This is a genomic window from Bacteroidota bacterium (genome assembly GCA_023957335.1).
GTDB lineage: Bacteria > Bacteroidota > Bacteroidia > NS11-12g > UBA955 > JALOAG01.
In genome coordinates this window covers 202,280-220,866 of sequence record JAMLHC010000001.1, presented here as the reverse complement: position 1 = coordinate 220,866, position 18,587 = coordinate 202,280, and the positions used below count along the sequence as shown (strand labels likewise).

At 37.4% G+C, this 18,587-nt stretch carries 16 protein-coding genes; 7 read left to right on the top strand and 9 right to left on the bottom strand.

All coding sequences use genetic code 11. From position 1 onward, the window contains the following. Nucleotides 1–17: 17 nt before the first annotated feature. Nucleotides 18–476: a pantetheine-phosphate adenylyltransferase gene (gene coaD, locus M9892_00895; GenBank protein ID MCO5252906.1), complete on the top strand. Its 459-nt coding sequence runs from the start codon at nt 18–20 to the stop codon at nt 474–476. A gap of 123 nt (nt 477–599) precedes the next feature. Here the strand turns inward: coaD and M9892_00890 are convergent, their stop codons facing one another. From M9892_00890 to M9892_00865, 6 genes are all read right to left on the bottom strand, one after another. Next, nucleotides 600–1,241 (bottom strand): hypothetical protein, encoded by a 642-nt coding sequence (locus M9892_00890; GenBank protein ID MCO5252905.1) that lies wholly within the window; start codon nt 1,239–1,241, stop codon nt 600–602. 38 nt (nt 1,242–1,279) lie between these two features. Continuing rightward, entirely contained in the window at nt 1,280–1,603 is a 324-nt protein-coding gene (locus M9892_00885; GenBank protein MCO5252904.1) for a hypothetical protein, read from the bottom strand. Nucleotides 1,604–1,689: 86 nt separating this feature from the next. Next, complete coding sequence (locus M9892_00880) at nt 1,690–2,364, bottom strand: response regulator transcription factor (GenBank protein MCO5252903.1); 675 nt, start codon at nt 2,362–2,364, stop codon at nt 1,690–1,692. 38 nt (nt 2,365–2,402) lie between these two features. Beyond that, on the bottom strand, nt 2,403–4,289 hold the full coding sequence (locus tag M9892_00875; protein MCO5252902.1) for an ATP-binding protein: 1,887 nt from the start codon (nt 4,287–4,289) through the stop codon (nt 2,403–2,405). A gap of 300 nt (nt 4,290–4,589) precedes the next feature. Next, on the bottom strand, nt 4,590–5,060 hold the full coding sequence (locus tag M9892_00870) for a hypothetical protein (GenBank protein MCO5252901.1): 471 nt from the start codon (nt 5,058–5,060) through the stop codon (nt 4,590–4,592). A gap of 100 nt (nt 5,061–5,160) precedes the next feature. Further along, nucleotides 5,161–5,526, bottom strand: coding sequence for a hypothetical protein (locus M9892_00865; GenBank protein ID MCO5252900.1), 366 nt, complete (start codon nt 5,524–5,526; stop codon nt 5,161–5,163). Nucleotides 5,527–5,665: 139 nt separating this feature from the next. Here M9892_00865 and guaA point away from each other — a divergent pair, with 139 nt between their 5' ends. The 5 genes from guaA (at nt 5,666) to M9892_00840 (ending at nt 11,118) form a co-directional block, all read left to right on the top strand. Next, nucleotides 5,666–7,192, top strand: coding sequence for a glutamine-hydrolyzing GMP synthase (guaA, locus tag M9892_00860; protein MCO5252899.1), 1,527 nt, complete (start codon nt 5,666–5,668; stop codon nt 7,190–7,192). Nucleotides 7,193–7,247: 55 nt separating this feature from the next. Continuing rightward, entirely contained in the window at nt 7,248–8,444 is a 1,197-nt protein-coding gene (locus tag M9892_00855; GenBank protein MCO5252898.1) for a hypothetical protein, read from the top strand. A 3-nt stretch (nt 8,445–8,447) separates the two neighbouring features. Then, on the top strand, nt 8,448–9,596 hold the full coding sequence (locus M9892_00850; GenBank protein MCO5252897.1) for a hypothetical protein: 1,149 nt from the start codon (nt 8,448–8,450) through the stop codon (nt 9,594–9,596). Between the two features lie 77 nt (nt 9,597–9,673). Next, complete coding sequence (gene lysA, locus M9892_00845; protein ID MCO5252896.1) at nt 9,674–10,900, top strand: diaminopimelate decarboxylase; 1,227 nt, start codon at nt 9,674–9,676, stop codon at nt 10,898–10,900. 29 nt (nt 10,901–10,929) lie between these two features. Continuing rightward, on the top strand, nt 10,930–11,118 hold the full coding sequence (locus M9892_00840) for a hypothetical protein (GenBank protein ID MCO5252895.1): 189 nt from the start codon (nt 10,930–10,932) through the stop codon (nt 11,116–11,118). 39 nt (nt 11,119–11,157) lie between these two features. Here M9892_00840 and M9892_00835 read toward each other — a convergent pair whose 3' ends face one another. From M9892_00835 to tsaD, 3 genes are all read right to left on the bottom strand, one after another. Continuing rightward, nucleotides 11,158–12,030 carry a metallophosphoesterase gene (locus tag M9892_00835; GenBank protein ID MCO5252894.1) on the bottom strand — a complete coding sequence of 291 codons (873 nt, stop codon included), beginning with the start codon at nt 12,028–12,030 and terminating at the stop codon, nt 11,158–11,160. Next, complete coding sequence (locus M9892_00830) at nt 12,008–12,760, bottom strand: hypothetical protein (GenBank protein ID MCO5252893.1); 753 nt, start codon at nt 12,758–12,760, stop codon at nt 12,008–12,010. The genes M9892_00835 and M9892_00830 overlap by 23 nt, the downstream gene beginning before the upstream one ends. 94 nt (nt 12,761–12,854) lie before the next feature. Next, nucleotides 12,855–13,853 carry a tRNA (adenosine(37)-N6)-threonylcarbamoyltransferase complex transferase subunit TsaD gene (tsaD, locus tag M9892_00825; GenBank protein MCO5252892.1) on the bottom strand — a complete coding sequence of 333 codons (999 nt, stop codon included), beginning with the start codon at nt 13,851–13,853 and terminating at the stop codon, nt 12,855–12,857. Between the two features lie 29 nt (nt 13,854–13,882). On the opposite strand from tsaD, the gene M9892_00820 reads away from it, so the two are divergent. Further along, the gene (locus tag M9892_00820) at nt 13,883–18,448 is read left to right on the top strand and encodes a translocation/assembly module TamB (GenBank protein MCO5252891.1); all 4,566 of its coding nucleotides are present in this window, start codon (nt 13,883–13,885) and stop codon (nt 18,446–18,448) included. Nucleotides 18,449–18,587 lie beyond the last annotated feature (139 nt).

Sequence of the window (18,587 nt, the reverse complement as noted above, 5' to 3'; positions counted from 1 at the left end):
TCGTTTACTTTGCATAGATGAAAAGAGCCGTTTTCCCCGGAACATTTGATCCTATTACCAACGGACATGTTGGTGTCGTTGAAAAAAGTTTAAATCTTTTTGACGAGGTGATTATTGCGATTGGTTCTAATGTGAAAAAAGCCACTTTGTTCAGTTTGGAACAACGCCAAGCATGGATAGAGCAAGTTTTTAAAAACACGGACAAGGTTAAGGTCATGACATACGAAGGCTTGACTATCGATTTTTGTAAAAGTCAAAATGCCGGATTTATTATTAGAGGACTGCGCAATTCAACAGATTTCGACTACGAACAATCTATTGCGCATGCCAACAAAAAGATGTCGCCAGAGATTGAAACCATCTTTGTTTTAGCTCCGGAAAATGCGGCTACCATTAGCAGTTCAATAGTCAGAGAAATTATTGTCTCCGGTGGAGATTTCAGACCTTTTGTTCCTAAAGGTGTGGGAGAATCTTGAGTTTTTTATTTATTGCAGTACTTTTTATAAAGTCCAAAACCCGCCATAGGCAGGTTTGAGGACTCTTATCAAGTTGACAACTGATAGCTAATTTATATGGCAATTACTTTTGCCTCTCTGTGATTAGAGCTTATTTGTAGGGATGGAAATACCCATAGTTAAGTCTAAAAATGCTCGTGCATTCAATATTCCTTTTGACTGTCCTTTATATCCGGGACGAGCACCAAAAGCACATTCAAATGACATCCATGTTTTAACGGGATGTCTGTATTGCCAGCCTACTCTCCAACCTATTCTGCTCTGATTTTTGTTGCTTATTTCCCACACTCTTTTATCTCTTGATGCCATGTCTGCATAAGAAATAACGGGTGCAAACATTAAATCAAAATATATATCATTTAATCCTGCATTTCTTCTGCCGCCCCAACCTTCCACATCTACAACAAGATTTGAAATATATTTATACGAAATACCGGCAAACAGAGAAGTCATTGTCATCATAGTATAGCCGTTATAAATAGGGCTTCCACCGACAGTTTGGCCATAAGGACCAAATGTAAATTTTTGATTTTTGTCCTTGAAATTTACTGCTTCAAAATCAGGTTCTGCGTCTCCTTCGCTAAAATCTACTGCATTGTTAATAAACATGAGACCGCCACGTGCACTGATTACGTGTCTTGCTGTTCCGGGGACATTAATTGATTTTGTGTTTGTGTAGGTATATCCGCCATAAGAATAGGAATTAGATGATAACACTATTCGCATACTTGCTCTATTGGTATAGTCAGCCAATGTGTAGTAAGCTACGGGTTCAACAAAAATGTATTTTTTAATCCTCCTGCTGCATACATTAGATTTCCATCCATGTGTTCGCCTGCATTCATATCAAGGTAGGCTCTTCTAAAAGTTAATGCAAAGTTGAGATTTTTGTTAAATCTGTAATCTACCCTGATGCCCCACCCTATGTTTATATTAGTCATCCAGCAATCGACATAGAAAGGGTCAAGATGTATGACTGTTTTCTTGATGTCATAGGGGTCATCACTACGAATACTGTAGGAGATGTTTTGACTTTGGGCACTCAATCCAAAAGTAACTGTCATAAGACAAAGTAGTATTTTTTTCATTTTGTTTGTAAGTATTAGTGTTTCAGGGCTCAAATTTAGAAATTCTGTAATCATGTTTTCAATAAGTATAATTGCGTATTTATAACTCAATCAAGTAGGCGGTTTCCTGAAGCTTTTTGGAGTGCCTCGACTTTATTGGTTACTTGCAATTTTCGATAAATATTTTCAATGTGTTTGCGAACTGTATGATAGCTTATGAATAGATTAGAGGCTATTTGTTCATACGTGAGTCCATTTTTCAGTTGGTTAAGAATCTCTATTTCTCTTTCAGATAAGCCAAAGTCTTGAGTGTTTTGCGTTGGTTGTTGCGGGTGTTTGATGAGGTTCAATGCTTTGAGTGCGATTGCAGGGCTCATGACAGCCCCCCCGGTTATCGTGTCCATCATAGCCCTAAATATCTGTTCAGCGTTACTTTCTTTGAGTATATAACCTGAAGCACCCGCCAAGATAGCATCAAATAGATTTTGTTCATCGTCAAACATTGTGAGCATCAATACTTTGATTTGATTCCAATTCTTCTTTACTTCTTTTGTTGCCTCGATACCATTCATTACAGGCATTTCAATGTCCATCAAGACCAAGTCTATGTTGCAATCTTTGTGGAGCATGCTAATCAATTCCTTTCCATTAGCTGCAATATGTTTTATCCGAATTTGCGGATATTTTGACATGCGCTCTATGGCAGCCTGTCTTGAAAAACAGTTATCTTCTGCTATGGCGATGTTAATGGGCATATTGGGGGCAAAACTCTTTTTTTCCATATTTTATATCAATACGCAGTGTTTCGTATAAATTGCAATTAAACTTTAAAGAAGCCTTTTATGGTGGTGCCTTCACTCGGGCTACTCTCAATATCCAGATGCCCGTTTAGATATTCTATTCTATATTTCATGTTCGCCAATCCATTATTTGTACTTGTGTTATCAGTGTCAAATCCGCTTCCATTATCTGCAATTTTAAACTGTATAAGGTTATTATTGTCAATATTAATCGTAATTTTAATTTCGCTGCATTGCGAATATTTGATGGCATTGTTAACCGCTTCTTGAATAGTTCTGAAAAAGTGGGTTGTTTGGATGTCATTTAATACAACTTCGGTATTGCCGCTTGCCTGAATCAGAATGTTAATGCGTTCGTCATCCATGTTGCTCAAGAAACTTCGCAAGCGAATGACAATTTCATCAATAGAATTTGAATCTTTGTTCAACAACCAAACGGTTTTGCGTAGTTCTTTCATGCTCAACAGGATACTTTTACGTATCTTTTTGGACTTGATGTCATTTTCGTCAAATTCTTCGGTGAGTGCATTGATAAGTGTAAGATGAGAGCCAATATTGTCATGCAGTTCGCGTGAAATTCTCAAACGTTCCTCTTGAATTTTATTTTTTATTTTCTGTTCCTGAAGCGAAAGTTCAAGAGCTGCTTGTTTTGCCAATGCTTGTTTCTTTCTTAACTTCAAATAAAAATAGGAAGTTAGGGTAAAAAGAAAAAGCAAAACCACAAGAAACCACATGGTTAATTGTTTGGATTTTAAATCTTTTTCCAGATTTTGCTGACGTGCAAGCAGTAATGCCTTATTGGTTTCCTCTGTTTCATACTTAACCATCATTTCAGCAACAGTTTGATTGAGTTTGAGATTGGTGATACTGTCCTTGATGCTAAGAAGTTGAGCTAAACAGTCATTTGCTTTGTCAAGTTGTCCTAACCCAAAATAGGACTCAATCATAAACTCGCGTACATCGCCCATATCATTGAGATTTTCGGTTTTGTCTGCCAGTTCTTTGGCAATTTCAAAATAACTTAAGGCTTTGGCATATTCTTTCTTTTCATTATATAAAATCCCTAAGCTTGTATGTATCAGTATCTGATTAGCAATCGAACCATATTTGATATATTGAAACGCTTCAAGCAATGCTTCTTCGGATTTTTCTAATTTATTAGCACGCTTATAGATGTTGGCTAAATTATTCAGCGGTTCAATAAGTGACTCAAATGCACCGGACTTTTTCCCAAACTCAATCGACTTTTGATAGTAAAAGGCGGCAGAGTCTAATTTCCCGAGTATTTTATATGAAAGTCCGATGTTATTGTATGATGCACAAACAGATTTTAGGTATTTGTCGCCCAATGTCAATTTGATGGCAAGACTTTTAAAATAATATTCAAGTGCCTTATGATTGTTTTCTAACTCTGCAGCCCAAATATTCCCCATTTGATTGTATGCCTTTGCTTTTTGGATTTGCTCTTTATCGTATGGGAGGTTCACAATTTTGAGATAACTATTCAAAGCCAGATTAATCTGATTGTTTTCGTAATAATACAAACCTAAATCCAGAAGGTGTCCCATAGTTTTTGAGGTGTCTCGCTCTGCTTCCCAATATGTTAACGCTGTTTGAATCAGGTGAATAGCGGATGCATAATCGCCCGAGTCTGCATAGGCTTGCGCTTTGCTTTGTAAAATTAGATGTTCGAGATACCGGTTCTGAATCTTTTGGTATTTCTTCTGGGCTTGTTCGAGATATTGGAAAGATTCTCTATAATGCCCCTCGTAAATAAGTAACTTGCCAATTTGATGCAATACTCTGCCTTGGTGCTCAATACTGTCTTTTGGGGATAGAGCCAGTATTTGTTTTAATATAAGAATGGCTGAGTCATCTTTGTTTTCATCTATTAGACGGTTCACCATTTCCCTCTTTTGAGTAGATTCTTGAGCATGTAGGTATGTGGGAAACAATACCATACAGGTCAAGATATAAAACAGATGCTTGTATTTATGAAAGTGGACGTTCAATACTCAATTTAAATATCAATGTCCAAAACTAAAACTTTTTATGATATATGGATTGTTCTGAAGTGTTTATTTGCGTAACCACATTATATATGATTTGATTTTCGTCTTTTTCAAATTATAAATGAGTTACATAGGTTTTAGGATATGAAAAAAGCCCCGCTACAAGAGCGAGGCCTTCTAAATTAATAAAGTCAACTAATCAATTTCTTTCATTCGCTCATTGATTAATTTGTCCCATTTTTGAATCAGTTGCAGTTCGTCTGCAATTTCTGTAGAGTCAAGTTCATTATGATAAAAATCAAGAGTCAGGTTAGACTTAGCATTATCCTTAAATGTGAATGTAAGTGTTAATTGTTCAATAAAGTTCGTACTGCTTCTGTTGATGAACTGACATGATTTTACATCTTTTAATCTGATTGTATAAGGAATTATACTGTCTTTTGTTTTCCTGATTGCAAAAACAGTAGTTTTATTTTCATCCAATCCGATGGCGTTCTCTTTCCAAGTGTCGGATTCTGAAATGTGCTTGTTCTCTTTTAAAGCAAGTGCCTTGAGTGAATTTATTGCGCGTCCTTTTTTCTGTTGACTTTTAACATACATTATGATAATAGGGATGATAAATACTAATAGAATTATCAACCCGATGATGGTTGTTTCTGATAACATTTTTTTTTAAATTTATTTTTGTGAATAATTGTTTTTGCCTCCGTTGTGGTGGCTGATTAAGATATGATTCCATTTGAATAATGGAAGGAATCGGAAACAATTACCAAAAATAATGAAAAGGGAAAACTATATCCGGTGGGCTAAACCTCACGAAACTGTTTTTTTCAAAGTCGAGATAATGAAACCAAGATGTCCTATAATAGTATTCGGCTGATTCTAATATCCTTTTGAAGTCATTGGTGAGTTTCTTCTCGCCATTGTAATACATCCTAAGACTGTTTGCAAAAGCATTCTCGTTTCCGCTGGCGAGGCTGAGTCCATTAATCTTTTGTATTGAAAAACTTTCGGATTGGTTGGAATTAGCATGATAGTGATGTGTATGGCTGTGATAAAGGTTCTGCCCCGTTGCAAAAATGTATGCAACCATAATAAAAATAGAAAAGAATATTTTGACACCCTTTTTCACATTGCAAAGATATGTAACTAACTGTAGTGTTTGCGTTCTATGGAATAAGAATGAATTATGAACGTAGGAATATCTCTCAAAATATTCTCAAATTAATAGTCTTGACTGCTTAATTTCGCACACTTATCCAAAGCCTTGTATGCACCAGAAAATATTAATTCTTGATTTTGGTTCTCAGTTTACTCAGCTTATTGCCAGACGGCTCAGAGAACTCAATGTTTATTGCGAAATTCATCCGTATAATAAAATTCCTCAATTGGATGAAAATATGAAAGGAATTATACTTTCGGGCAGCCCTGCTTCAGTGCATGACAAAGCTGCACCACAAGTAGATATTGATGCCCTGAGTGCTAATCTGCCCGTTATGGGTGTCTGTTATGGTGCGCAGCTCATAGCAAATAACAATGGTGGTGTTGTGAGTAAAACTTCCAATAAAGAGTATGGCAGAGCCATTTTGAATGCCAATACTTCATGTGAGTTATTTGCCGGTATTGCACATACCTCTCAGGTTTGGATGTCGCATGGAGACACCATTACGAGTCTTCCTGCTCAGTTTGAAATTGTCGCAACCACAGATTCAATTCCGGTTGCAGGTTTTAGGGTGAAAGGCAAAAATATCTACGGAATACAGTTCCATCCTGAAGTTACACACAGCATCGAAGGAAAAACGATTCTTAAAAATTTTGTTTACAATATCTGCGGTTGCAAAGGGGATTGGACTCCCGCCAATTTTGTGCAAGAAACCGTGGAACAAATCAAACAAACTGTTGGGGATGACAAAGTAATATTAGGATTGTCAGGCGGGGTGGACTCGAGCGTTGCTGCTGTGTTAATTTCAAAAGCTATCGGAAAACGCCTGCATTGTATTTTTATAAACCATGGACTTTTGCGGAAAAATGAATTTGAAGAAGTGCTTCAAACATATAAAAGCCTTGATTTGAATGTGAAGGGAGTGGATGCCTCAGAGGTTTTCTATAATCAACTCAATGGAGTGAGCGACCCTGAACAAAAGCGAAAAATCATTGGCAGGGTGTTTGTAGAAATGTTTGATAAAGAAGCAACTCAAGTGGAAGGAGCACGTTGGTTAGCACAAGGTACTATTTATCCGGATGTAATAGAATCCGTTTCGGTGAACGGACCTTCAGCCACCATTAAGTCTCATCACAATGTGGGCGGGCTTCCCGAAAAAATGAACTTAAAAGTTCTGGAGCCACTTAGAAACCTTTTCAAGGATGAAGTCCGTAATGTGGGTACAGAGCTTGGTTTGCCCAAGGAAATCAATGGGCGACACCCGTTTCCGGGTCCGGGATTGGCAATTCGAATTTTGGGTGCCATTACCCAAGAAAAAGTTAAAACATTGCAAGAAGCAGACAGCATATATATCAACGAACTAAAAGCAGCCGGCTGGTATGACAAAATCTGGCAAGCAGGAGCAATTTTCTTGCCTGTGCAAAGTGTGGGAGTTATGGGCGATGAGAGAACTTATGAAAATGCTGTATGTTTGCGTGCAGTTACTTCTACAGATGGGATGACTGCCGATTGGGTTCATATTCCCTATGAATTGTTGGCTGCCATTTCAAACAAGATAATTAATAACGTTAAAGGAATAAACAGAGTAGTATATGATATCAGTTCTAAACCACCTGCGACTATTGAATGGGAATAAGACTCTCGTCTTTTTTTCCTTCTTTTTACTGATTGTTTCTTGCGGTTCACTAAATGTGAGCAAAAGGAACACTGTTGTGTTGCAACCCGTTGAACCTGCTTATTCTGATGAAACATCTAAAAGCGGAGGCGTAGTCATCACTACAGACAATAAAAAACAGCACAAAAATGCAAAAGCCTCCATTGTAACCTTTATGGGGCAACAGTTTGAGGTTCCTGTTTCGGATGTTAACGAATATCGTGTTGCTGTAATCCTGCCATTTTGTTTTAACAAAGAGGGGAAAATAAATGAACAACTCAAAAGTGTTTCTATGGAATATTTTGAGGGTGTAGAATTGGCTCTTGAAGAGTTGAGTAAAAGAGGAATGAATGTGCATACTGAGATTTTTGACTCCCAAAATGATACAGCAGTAGTTTCCGGAATACTCAAACAAAGCTATTTTAAAACAGTACATTTAGTTATAGGACCGGTGTATGACAGTGAGTTTGCATTAGTAGAGCGGTTCTGTAGTGTGTATGGAATTCCGCTCGTAAATCCGCTGAGATTTTATTCAAAAAGAAATAGAACATCTTCGCCAATCTATAACCCCGTGAGCGATGATTCCAATCGTCATTATTTGGCGGCTTTGCAACTGATGAAACTATTTGGTACAAGTAAATTTGTCATGCTTAATGATAATACAGCCGCTGGACTACCTGCAAGACGTGCTTTTCTGCGTGCATTTAATGAAAAGAAAAAGTCTCTCCAAATTGTTGATTTGAACATGTTGAATCAACATATAGCAAGTAGTGCGGAATTAATTGTTATTGCACCAACAAAGTCTGATATTACAGTGCATAATCTGCTTAATCTTACTGCCGGTAAAAAAAATGTAAATGTGGTGGGAGAGATGGAATGGTTTGATTTTCCTATAATCCCGTTTGCTACATGGGCAAAATGCAATTTGTTTTTTTATAATAATAATACAGTCAGCCAAGATGATTCTGAGGTAGTAATCTTTAATGAAAATTACAATGCCAAGTTTGGAGGTGTTTCCGGTAAATTTTCCTATATTGGATACGACCAAACAATTTTTTTTGTGCAAGCTCTGGCAGCATTTGGAACCGGTTTCGGAGCATATATTCAAGGTAAATCATTCCCCTTAATGCATACATCTTTTCAGTTTGAACACATGAATAACGACACTTACGAAAATAGGTTTGTTAATATTCTCAGACTGAATGAGAACTTTGATTTGGAAAAAATTAGATAGGGCGTGGCAATCATTGATAAGCATATTAAGGTTGCTGCCGAACTCATTACAACCTACGACTATTTAGTTCCGTTTCATCTCTATTTGAATCGATTTTTCAAGCAAAATAAGAAGATGGGAAGTCGTGATCGCAAAACCATCAAGGAAGCCGCTTACGGATTTTTCAGGTTAGGAAAATCTATGTCGCAATTGACTGTGGAAGAAAAAATCAGACTTTCATTGATATGCAAAGGGTTGATTGCAGAACCGGCTACACCAAAAATGACAATAGCCGGTCACACCATTGCGGATTTGATAGCGAATTCTGAAGGAGGATTTGACGTCTTTTTCCCCTGCTCAAACATGGTTAGCAAGGAGATTGACTATATTGATTTTTGTAAACATCACCTCATAACCGGCAAAGTCTATTTTAGGGAAACCCGAAAAGGAAAGTTAACACACAAGGATTGTCTCGCAGACATGCCTTTTGAACAAGTGGCGGAGAACACGTATTCGATTGATGCAACATCATATTTGAATACATTGGTAGAAGATGGTTTAGTACAAATACAAGATATAGCAGCACAAGATATTTGTAAAGAGATGGCAATAGGTGAAAAATGTTGGGATGTATGTGCAGGAGCCGGTGGCAAATCATTGCATCTGCAAGAGTTGCATCCAAGCAGCCATTTTTTCGTTTCTGATATACGCAAATCCATCTTGTATAATTTGAAACAAAGGGCATTCAATCAAGGTTTGGAGCCTTTTATGTCAGCAGAGGTCAATTTGGAGAATCCGCACGAATGCCTTGTATTTGCGGGCGAAGAAGCCGAAATGAGAATTGAACAAGCGTATTTTGACACCCTTATAGCTGACGTACCATGCAGCGGGAGCGGTGTTTGGAGAAGAAATCCCGAAAACTTGCGCGGGTTTGATTGTGCTCAAATTGAACATTATACAGAGTTGCAAAAAAAAATAGTGAAGAACGCATTGCCGTTTCTAAAACATGGTGGCACATTGCATTATATTACCTGCTCTGTATTTGAACCCGAAAATGTAGCTCATTTCCCATTCTTTTCAGAGTTAGGATTAAGAGTATTAAAGTCACAATATTATAACCGTCAGCAGATGGGCGGAGATGTGTTGTTTCATGCTGAGTTGCGCTATGATTGATAAGCAAATGGAGTAAAATAATTTCTTCATTTTCTCTTTTCTAAAACACTCATTAAAAATTACATTTGCACTCCCTTATGGAATTGATTAACGGACAATATAATATTGCAGGAATACCTGTCGAAAAATTGATTGAGGAGTTTGATACTCCTCTGTATGTTTATGATGCGTCTGTGTTTGAAAGGCAATATAAACGCTTGTTCAATGCATTCCCGGGAGTAAAAGTGAGATTGAATTATGCTTGCAAAGCATTGACCAATATTGCAGTTTTACAGGAGTTTAATAAAATGGGGTCTGGATTAGATGCTGTTTCTATTCAAGAAGTTTGGATTGCGTTAAAATCAGGTTTTGCGCCCGAAAGAATACTTTATACTCCCAACTGCGTTTCGATGGAGGAGATTGATATGGCTGTTAAAGAGGGCGTAAGAATTAACATTGATAATCTCTCGGTTTTGGAACAATTTGGAAGTAAGTATGGAAGCAAAGTGCCGGTTTGTGTTCGTCTGAACCCGCATATCATGGCGGGTGGGAATGCACATATTTCCGTGGGGCATATTGATTCTAAATTTGGAATTTCAATTCATCAAGTACGTCATATTAGCAGGATAGTAAAGAGTTTTAATATCAAAGTGGAAGGATTGCACATGCATACAGGGTCGGATATTTTGGATGCGGATGTGTTTTTGTATGGTGCTGAATTATTATTTGATGCTGCTTCTGAGTTTCCTGATTTGAAGTATATGGACTTTGGAAGTGGTTTTAAGATTGCTTACAAACCGGATGAAGTAATTACTGAGATAGAAGAGATTGGGGAAAAAATTGCCCATAGATTCAAAGAGTTTTGTAAAGATTATGGAAGAGAATTAGAACTTTGGTTTGAGCCGGGTAAGTTCTTGGTTAGTGAGTCCGGATATTTTTTGGTGAAAACCAATGTTGTAAAACAAACAACCTCTACTGTTTTTGCCGGTGTTGACTCAGGTTTTAATCATTTGATACGTCCCAAGTTGTATGATGCTTATCATCATATTGTCAATGTGAGCAATGTCGAAGGGAAACAACGTGTTTATTCGGTGGTGGGCTATATCTGTGAAACAGACACATTTGCGATGGATAGAAAATTAAGTGAAGTACACGAAGGTGATATTTTGTGTTTTTTGAATGCCGGAGCCTATGCTTTTTCTATGTCCTCTAATTATAATTCGCGTTTTAGACCTGCAGAGGTTATGATTAAAGATGGAAAAGCAACTCTGATAAGACGTAGAGAAAACCTGCAGGATTTGCTGGCTACCATGGAAAATCTTTAAATGGGAACTATTTTGTTTTCTTAAATATAATGAAAAGTAAAGCTTCAAAACTGATTATATTTCTGCTCTTTCTGGGCTTGTTAATTGGCGTTGGAGTCTGGATGAATCTAAAATTTGTAAAGGGTCATCCTAAAATTAAGGTTCAAAACCAAAGAATCAATTTTGACAGACTCGGAGCAGATAGTGCAATTGAGTCGCAAGAGGGATATAAGAGATAAAGGTTGTCGTAGCCTGCACTCATACTCTTATAGTTCTGATTAGGGTTTTACAAATTCATATTTGAATGAAGTATTTGTTTTTTGCAACACCATGTAGCTAGCATTGTTTGCATCATCTCGCAATGCATCTAAAATGATGTATTTGCATAAACCTAATTGTTTTTCATCCCGTTTGTGGTCGTGTCCGTTAATTACCATATCGACAGTATGTGTTTCAAACAAGTCCATTAACACTAAGATTTCGTCCATATTAGGACTGGTGGATGGCGTGTGATGTGTGCGGAAAAAATTACAGTGAGAGAAAATCACACAGCGATCATAATGATTGCGTTGGGTTTCAAGCAAGTTTTTCAGCCATGCAATCTGACTGCTGCCGTGTGTTCCATTGCCGGAGTTCAAACAAATATAAAGGTCTTGCTTGCTTGGTGTTTTTATGGTAAAATAATAAGTTGAACTGCCAAAGACACTATAAAAGGCATCCCATCCATCAAAGTATAAATCATGGTTGCCTGCAATGGGAAAGCTTTGGACAACAGAGTCTTGTGGCAACAAAGACTTAAAGAGTTCTTGGTGTTCCTTTCTTCCTGAAGACAAGTCGCCTACATAGACAGCAGCTGTGATGTCAGGTTGAGAAGACCTGTCAATGAATTTTAAAAAATTTTCATAAGTATCGGCACCGCCCACATGCACATCTGAGGTAACCAATACTTTGTAGCTTTCGTTGTCGGTTTCAATAATCTTGAATGGATGATTTGAATTCCATTCCATTGATTCTTTAAAGCAACTTTCGCTTCTGTCGGTTGAACGGATAAATCCTGAAAAATCAGCTTCTTTGAAACAGGAAGACAAGGTCAGCGATATGAACAGCAGCCATCCGTTTTTTTTCATTTTATTGGTGATTGCTCTTGTCATGATTGATTTTTTGAGAATTGAGGTCTAAGCCGTAAGTATAACCCAAGCGTACATAATAGCCGTATGCATTGACCCTGATATTCAACAGCCCTGCCGATTGGTAGGCAATATCAAGAAATAGTTTGGATTGTTTGCTTGATTTGTATTCTGCTCCCACCATTACAAAAGGATTGGTTTCTTGCCAAATCAAAAAATTATCATAGTCCGTGATGGTTGCTAATAAGTCAATTTGTTTGGCAATGGGTTGTCTGAATGTAAAACGGTACATCAAATTAAAAGGCTCCCACAAAGTGCGTTTTGCAATTGAATTACTGTTATTATGATTGCTGAAAAGGCTGATAAACATTGAATTTGCACCCAAATTTAATTCCCATTTTTTGAGTTTGCGATTCAAAATAAATCCAAAATTATTGACTGAAAAATTTTCGGAGTAGGGCGACCATTGATAGAATGCGGTTACTTTGAATGGGTATTTTGAAGGTGAGAAAAATCTCGATGCTTGAACTTTGAGTGCATCCAAGTCCTGTGTTTGTGCTTTTGAAAAAATGAATCCCATTCCAGCGGCAAATTCCCAATTCGAAAAACATTGACCTCCTTGAATAGTTATTTTAGCAAATTGCCCTGCTGACGCCTGATTGCGCCCCGAGTTAAAAGATAATTCACCAAATGAAAACAGTGTAAATGGCTGAATGCAAATAAGAATAATCAATATATGACTTTGCTTTTTCATACACATGAATGTGCGGCAAATATAAAGTTATTGCTATGTATGAGTGATAAATACATAATTCGTGATAAAAATCAAGTGCTGTGAGGAATTGTGACTATCCCCGCGTAAAAGGGATGCTATCTAACCCAATGAATCGCTTTTCAGTATAAGCAAAGTGAGCAGCCATAGCTATCATGGCAGCGTTGTCAGTACAATATTCAGATTTGGGAATTAATACTTCCAAACCCATTTGATTTCCCAATTGAGAGATTTTGGTTCTTAAATCTGAGTTTGCAGATACACCACCGGCTATGGCAATCCCTTTGGGTTGCGTGTGTTGAATTGCTTTGATGAGTTTTTTACTCAAATAACTGTTTATGGTGTGCTGTATGGATGCACACAAATCATGGAGATTCTGATTGACAAATTCCGGATTTTGTTGTTTTTGATTGTTAACAAAATAAAGGATAGAGGTTTTGAGCCCGCTAAAAGAAAAGTCAAATCCCGGCACTTTTGGTTCTGGAAAAATGAAAGCCAAGGGGTTGCCCATTTTAGCTAATCGGTCAATATGTTGCCCACCGGGATAGGGCAGTCCCAATAGCTTAGCTGTCTTGTCATAAGCTTCTCCGGCTGCATCATCGATGGTTTGTCCTAACAATTCAAAGTCAGTATGGCTGCTTACTTTGATGAGTTGGGTGTGTCCGCCCGAAACCAGCAGTGTAATAATCGGAAAGCTCGGATTGGGATTGTCAATAAACAGAGCCGAAATATGTGCTTGCAGATGGTTGATACCAATTAATGGGATGGATAAACTCCATGCTAAACCTTTTGCGAAAGTATTGCCTACTAATAATGCGCCCAATAATCCGGGACCTTGTGTAACCGCAATAGCATCAAGGTTGTGAAGGCTTTTTGTTGATTGATTTAATGCTTCTTGTACGACCGAAGTAATATATAAATCATGGTTACGTGAAGCCAATTCAGGAACAACACCTGCATATTGTGCATGAATTTCCTGCGTTGCAATAATATTGGCAAGTATTTTGCCTCCCGAAATAACCGATGCTGATGTTTCGTCACAAGAGGTTTCTAATGCTAATAGGGTGGGCGACACGGCAGGTTTTTTAATTACTTTTGCAAAATTTGAAAGCAGGTGCGAAAATAAAGAAAATACTGAAGTGGACTTCCCTCTGCTTCCTAAGCTTGTTGGTAATTTTGTTTATTCTGCTTAATACCAAAGCTTTTCAGAATCTTGTTCTACGAAAATTCTTGAGTGGTGTTTCCAAAGATTTAGGCGTTGAACTTAGCTTCTCGGATTTCAAATTCTCACTACCCAACACGGTTTATCTCAAAGATGCTTTTGTGCCCGATCAGAAAGGTGATACTTTGTTTTATATACAAGAGTTGAAGGTTAATTTGCGCAGTTTCAACAGTTACAGGCATTATATAGGTTTTGGAAATATTTCAATCAAAGATGGCTATGTGAATTTTGGTGTTCACAAAGGAGAAGCCTTTCAAAATCATAAATTCTTTTTTGATTATATAAGTCCGCACCGATATGATACTATCCCCAGCGGGCGTCCAATATGGACGATTTCCTTTGATAAAATTAAGTTTGAAAATACACGTTTTCGCCAATTTAATGAAGATTTGTCATTACCGGTAGCCGCCAATGAATTCAACCCGCATGACATTCAGTTTAAACAAATTAATGGAGAAATTGAGAAGTTTAGGGTAGTGGGAGATTCTTTGAATTTTATTGCCAAGAATGTAAGCACTGTTGAACGTTCCGGTTTGGTGGTAAAACACTTTGCTGCTTTGACACGAATTTATGATAAAGGACTCGAATTTGACAACTTACTGTTGCAAACTCCTAATTCCAGCTTAGGCAATACACTTTATTTTAGCTATGATGGTTATGATGAACTCTCTGACTTTATCAAGAAAGTGCACATGAAAGGAGATATTACCAATAGTTTTCTTGCCATAAAAGATCTTTTACCATTTGGCTCAGGTCTGAAGATGTTTGAAAAATCATTGGTTAAAATTGAAGGAGATGTAACCGGTACGATAGAGAGGATGCGTTGTCGCAATGTGTCAATCAAAAGTCTGGATAACACCGTGTTGGAAGGTAAGTTTGATTTGACCGGGTTACCCGATATCCAAAATACTTATCTAAATTTCACAATAGATAAGCTCCACTCGGTGCCACACGAGTTGTTTAAGATTCTGGATATAGAAATGCCTCCTGATTTGGATAGGTTGGGATACATTGATTACAAAGGGCGGATGAATGGTTTCTATAACAACTTTGTTGCTTTTGGGAATGTTGGAACGGCTTTGGGCTCTGTCAGAACAGATATTAATCTAGATTTTAGAAATGGAATAGAGGATGCCCTTTATTCGGGGCAGATTGAGTCCAAAGGCTTCAACTTGGGTAAGTTTACTAACAACCCTAATATCGGAACTGTTGAGTTGTTAGCACATTTGCACAACGGAGTAGGCTTGACCCCAAAACATTTTTCTTTTGACATACATGGCGATATTCCACGTATTCAATTGTTTGGATATTCCTATAAAGCAATCAATATTGAAGGTAAATTTACCGAATCACTTTTTAAAGGAAAAGCATTCATCAAAGACCCAAATCTAAAATTGGATTTTGATGGTGTTGTTGACATGAAAGCCCAAGAGGAAATGTCTGATTTTACGGTTGATGTGTATGAGATGAATCTGAAAGCACTGGGCTTGGATACTGTTGAGTCGGGATTTACAGGGCACATGTTGCTCAGTACGAAAGGCTTTGATATAGATAAAATAACAGGAGTATTGCACACAAAAAACATAGAAGTATATCGTGGTGATAAACGGTTTAATATGACTGATTTCAATGTTATTGCTGAGTTTATAGACGAGAAAAGAAATATTTCATTGGTGAGTGACCTTGCCGATATTGAGTTAAAAGGGGTGTTTGATCTAAAAATTCTACCTGATGCTTTTCAAAATTTTGCTTCTAATTTATTGCCCGGTATTGTCCACCCTTCCAATAAAAAGACACCTTCATCAAGAATTGATTTTTTAATTCATCTCAAAGAAATAGACAAGCTGACATCTATGTTTGATTGGGGTATAGAAGTTGGAAAAGGCAAAATTCAAGGCGCTTTTAATTCACAGAAGAAAATATTCGGAATGCGAATCAACCTTAGCAAGTTTGTTATCAGCGATCTCCATTTTGATAATATCAATTTTAGAGCCAGAAAAGGTGAGGAGAAAGATATGAAAGTTACTGCCTCTGCAAGTATGTATTATGATGATGTTGCATACAAAGCGGACAGTATGTTTTTGGACGCTGTGGTAGTTGAGAATTTGATTTCATATCAAGTTTCAGCCGAAGATTTCAGCAACAAATTGAAGTCCTTTGCAAAAGGAAACTTGTCATTCGCATCCCTAGATACTGCCTCCTTGTTTGTAGAGGATATAGTATTGGACATCAAGGGTAGGACATGGAAGTTACGTGATACCACAAGCATGGTTATTGGAAAATATTTCATGCTGAATCCGATTGAGCTATTCAATGGCGAACAGAGTGTCAGTGCGGAGTATATAGGCTCAAACGAGCATAAAAAAATTGCATTGAACCTCAATCGTTTTCAGTTAGAAAATATTAACTTATTTACTCCGGAGACATACCCGGAATTTTTCGGATTGGGCAACGGGAGCATTGATTTCAGACCCAGACAAAATGGAATGCTTGAGATTATTTCTGATTTGAAGATTGATAATTTTGCTGTGAATACAGATACTGTCGGGACAATAGGAGTGAAGACAAAACGAATAAACTCCTTTCAAAATGAGTTGAATTGTGATATTCAAAGTGGAATCTTCAATGGTGTAACTTTAGTTGGAACTATTGGTAACGTCAACAAGTACGATGCACTTGATTTAAATCTGAGCATGCCACAATCAGATGTTGCTATATTTGGTCAATTTCTAAAAGGAATTTCCAAATTAAAAGGGAAGGTGGGCGGTACTGTTAACATTTCCGGAGAACCTGCCAAGCCTTTACTCAACGGCAGTCTTTATGCATCTGATGTTTCATTCATGATTGATTATTTGAAAGTGCCCTTTACAATAAACTCAAAAGTATTGGTCGAGAAAAATAAAATTACCCTTGACAAAGGCTCTCAAATCAAAGATGATAAAGGCAAGGTTGGCAATATTACAGGTATTCTCAACCACACTAATTTTGCAAAATGGAACTACAATGTGAGTATTGACAATCTCAAAGACTTTCACGTGCTTGGAACTACAAGCAAAGACAATGACTTGTATTACGGAAATGCTTATGCAGACGGCAGTGCCAAGATTTATGGGACTTTTGATAAGTTTAATATTTCCATGAAAGCCAAATCCAAGCCGGGTTCTTTGATAGTAATGCCATTGGGAGACACAGAAGCATCAGGTCCGGTTTCGTATATCAGTTTCAAGTCGGATAAAAGTGATACTGTGGCTAAACAACAATTGGATGTTGGCTTTCTTAACACCATGCTTATTGAAATGGATATTACACCGGAGATGGAAATGCAACTCGTTTTGGATGAACAGACAGGTGAAACTATAAAGGGAGCCGGAAGAGGGCATATCACAATGGCTTTAGGCGAAGATGATGTGTTTACCATGCGAGGCGGAATTACAGTGGAAAGAGGGGATTATAATTTTGTTGCTTTCAATAATATGGTCAATAAAAAATTCTTTATTGAAAAAGGCGGAACCATCAAATGGGATGGCGACCCGCTTCAAGCGACCATTGATTTGTTGACCTATAATATTCAAAAGGCTTCGCCTAACCCACTATTGGGTAGGGGTTCGGGGAGCACTACTGCTTCTCAATCACTAACCATGGTGCAAGCAAGAAGTGAAATTATGATAAAAGGGAATTTATTCAGCCCGGATATCACCTTTGGATTGAAAATACCAGACCTTGCAGATCAAGGAATGACCGAATTGTCCAATGTTTTGCAACGAGTTCAAAGCGACTATGATGAAGTCAGTCGTCAGGTGTTTAGTTTGCTTGTTTTCGGAAATTTTATGCCCCCCACTTTTGTAACTACTCAAATGGGTGATTTAGCATTGAACCCGCGTTCTATGGTTAATAATGGAATTGCTGATTTAGTGTCTAGTCAAATAGATGCATGGCTATCGCAAATTGACGACAAGTGGTTGGTAGATTTTAGTTTGGCAAATGTTACTCCCGACCAAAGAGCGGATATGATTTTTAAATTAGGAAGAAAGTTTGCCAATAACCGTTTCATCATTGACGGAACCTACGGCACAACCCAATTTGGCTATGCAAATCATAGCATTAATATGGAGTATTTGGTTAGAAAGGATGGAAGAACAAAAATCAAAGTTTTCTCAAAAAATCAGTCGATTTATAATGATGCAAATATTGCAGCAGCACCGGTCAATACCTTTGGTTTTGGAGTCTATTATCGGAAAGAGTTTAATAGCCTGAAAAAATGGACTCGGGTTGATACGCTTCAAAACACCCCGAAAGATACAACTCACAAGCAAGATAGTTTCAATGGGTCATTTTATTTTATACCTCGCCCTTATTCCGGTAAAAATAAAATTGAAATAGGTAGTCAACCTGTTTTTCTACCCCCCAAAATGCTGGGACTAAAAGAGGATGAAAACATACTGTCATAAGAGAATGCCTTCTTAAAAATCATTTGATAATCATCTTTTCCGATAGGAGAATTAAATTTATATTTGCCACTAATGAGGCTTAGGTAAGTTTAATGTCAAGATAATAAATATGGATTTTTCGCGATATGATTGTATTCAT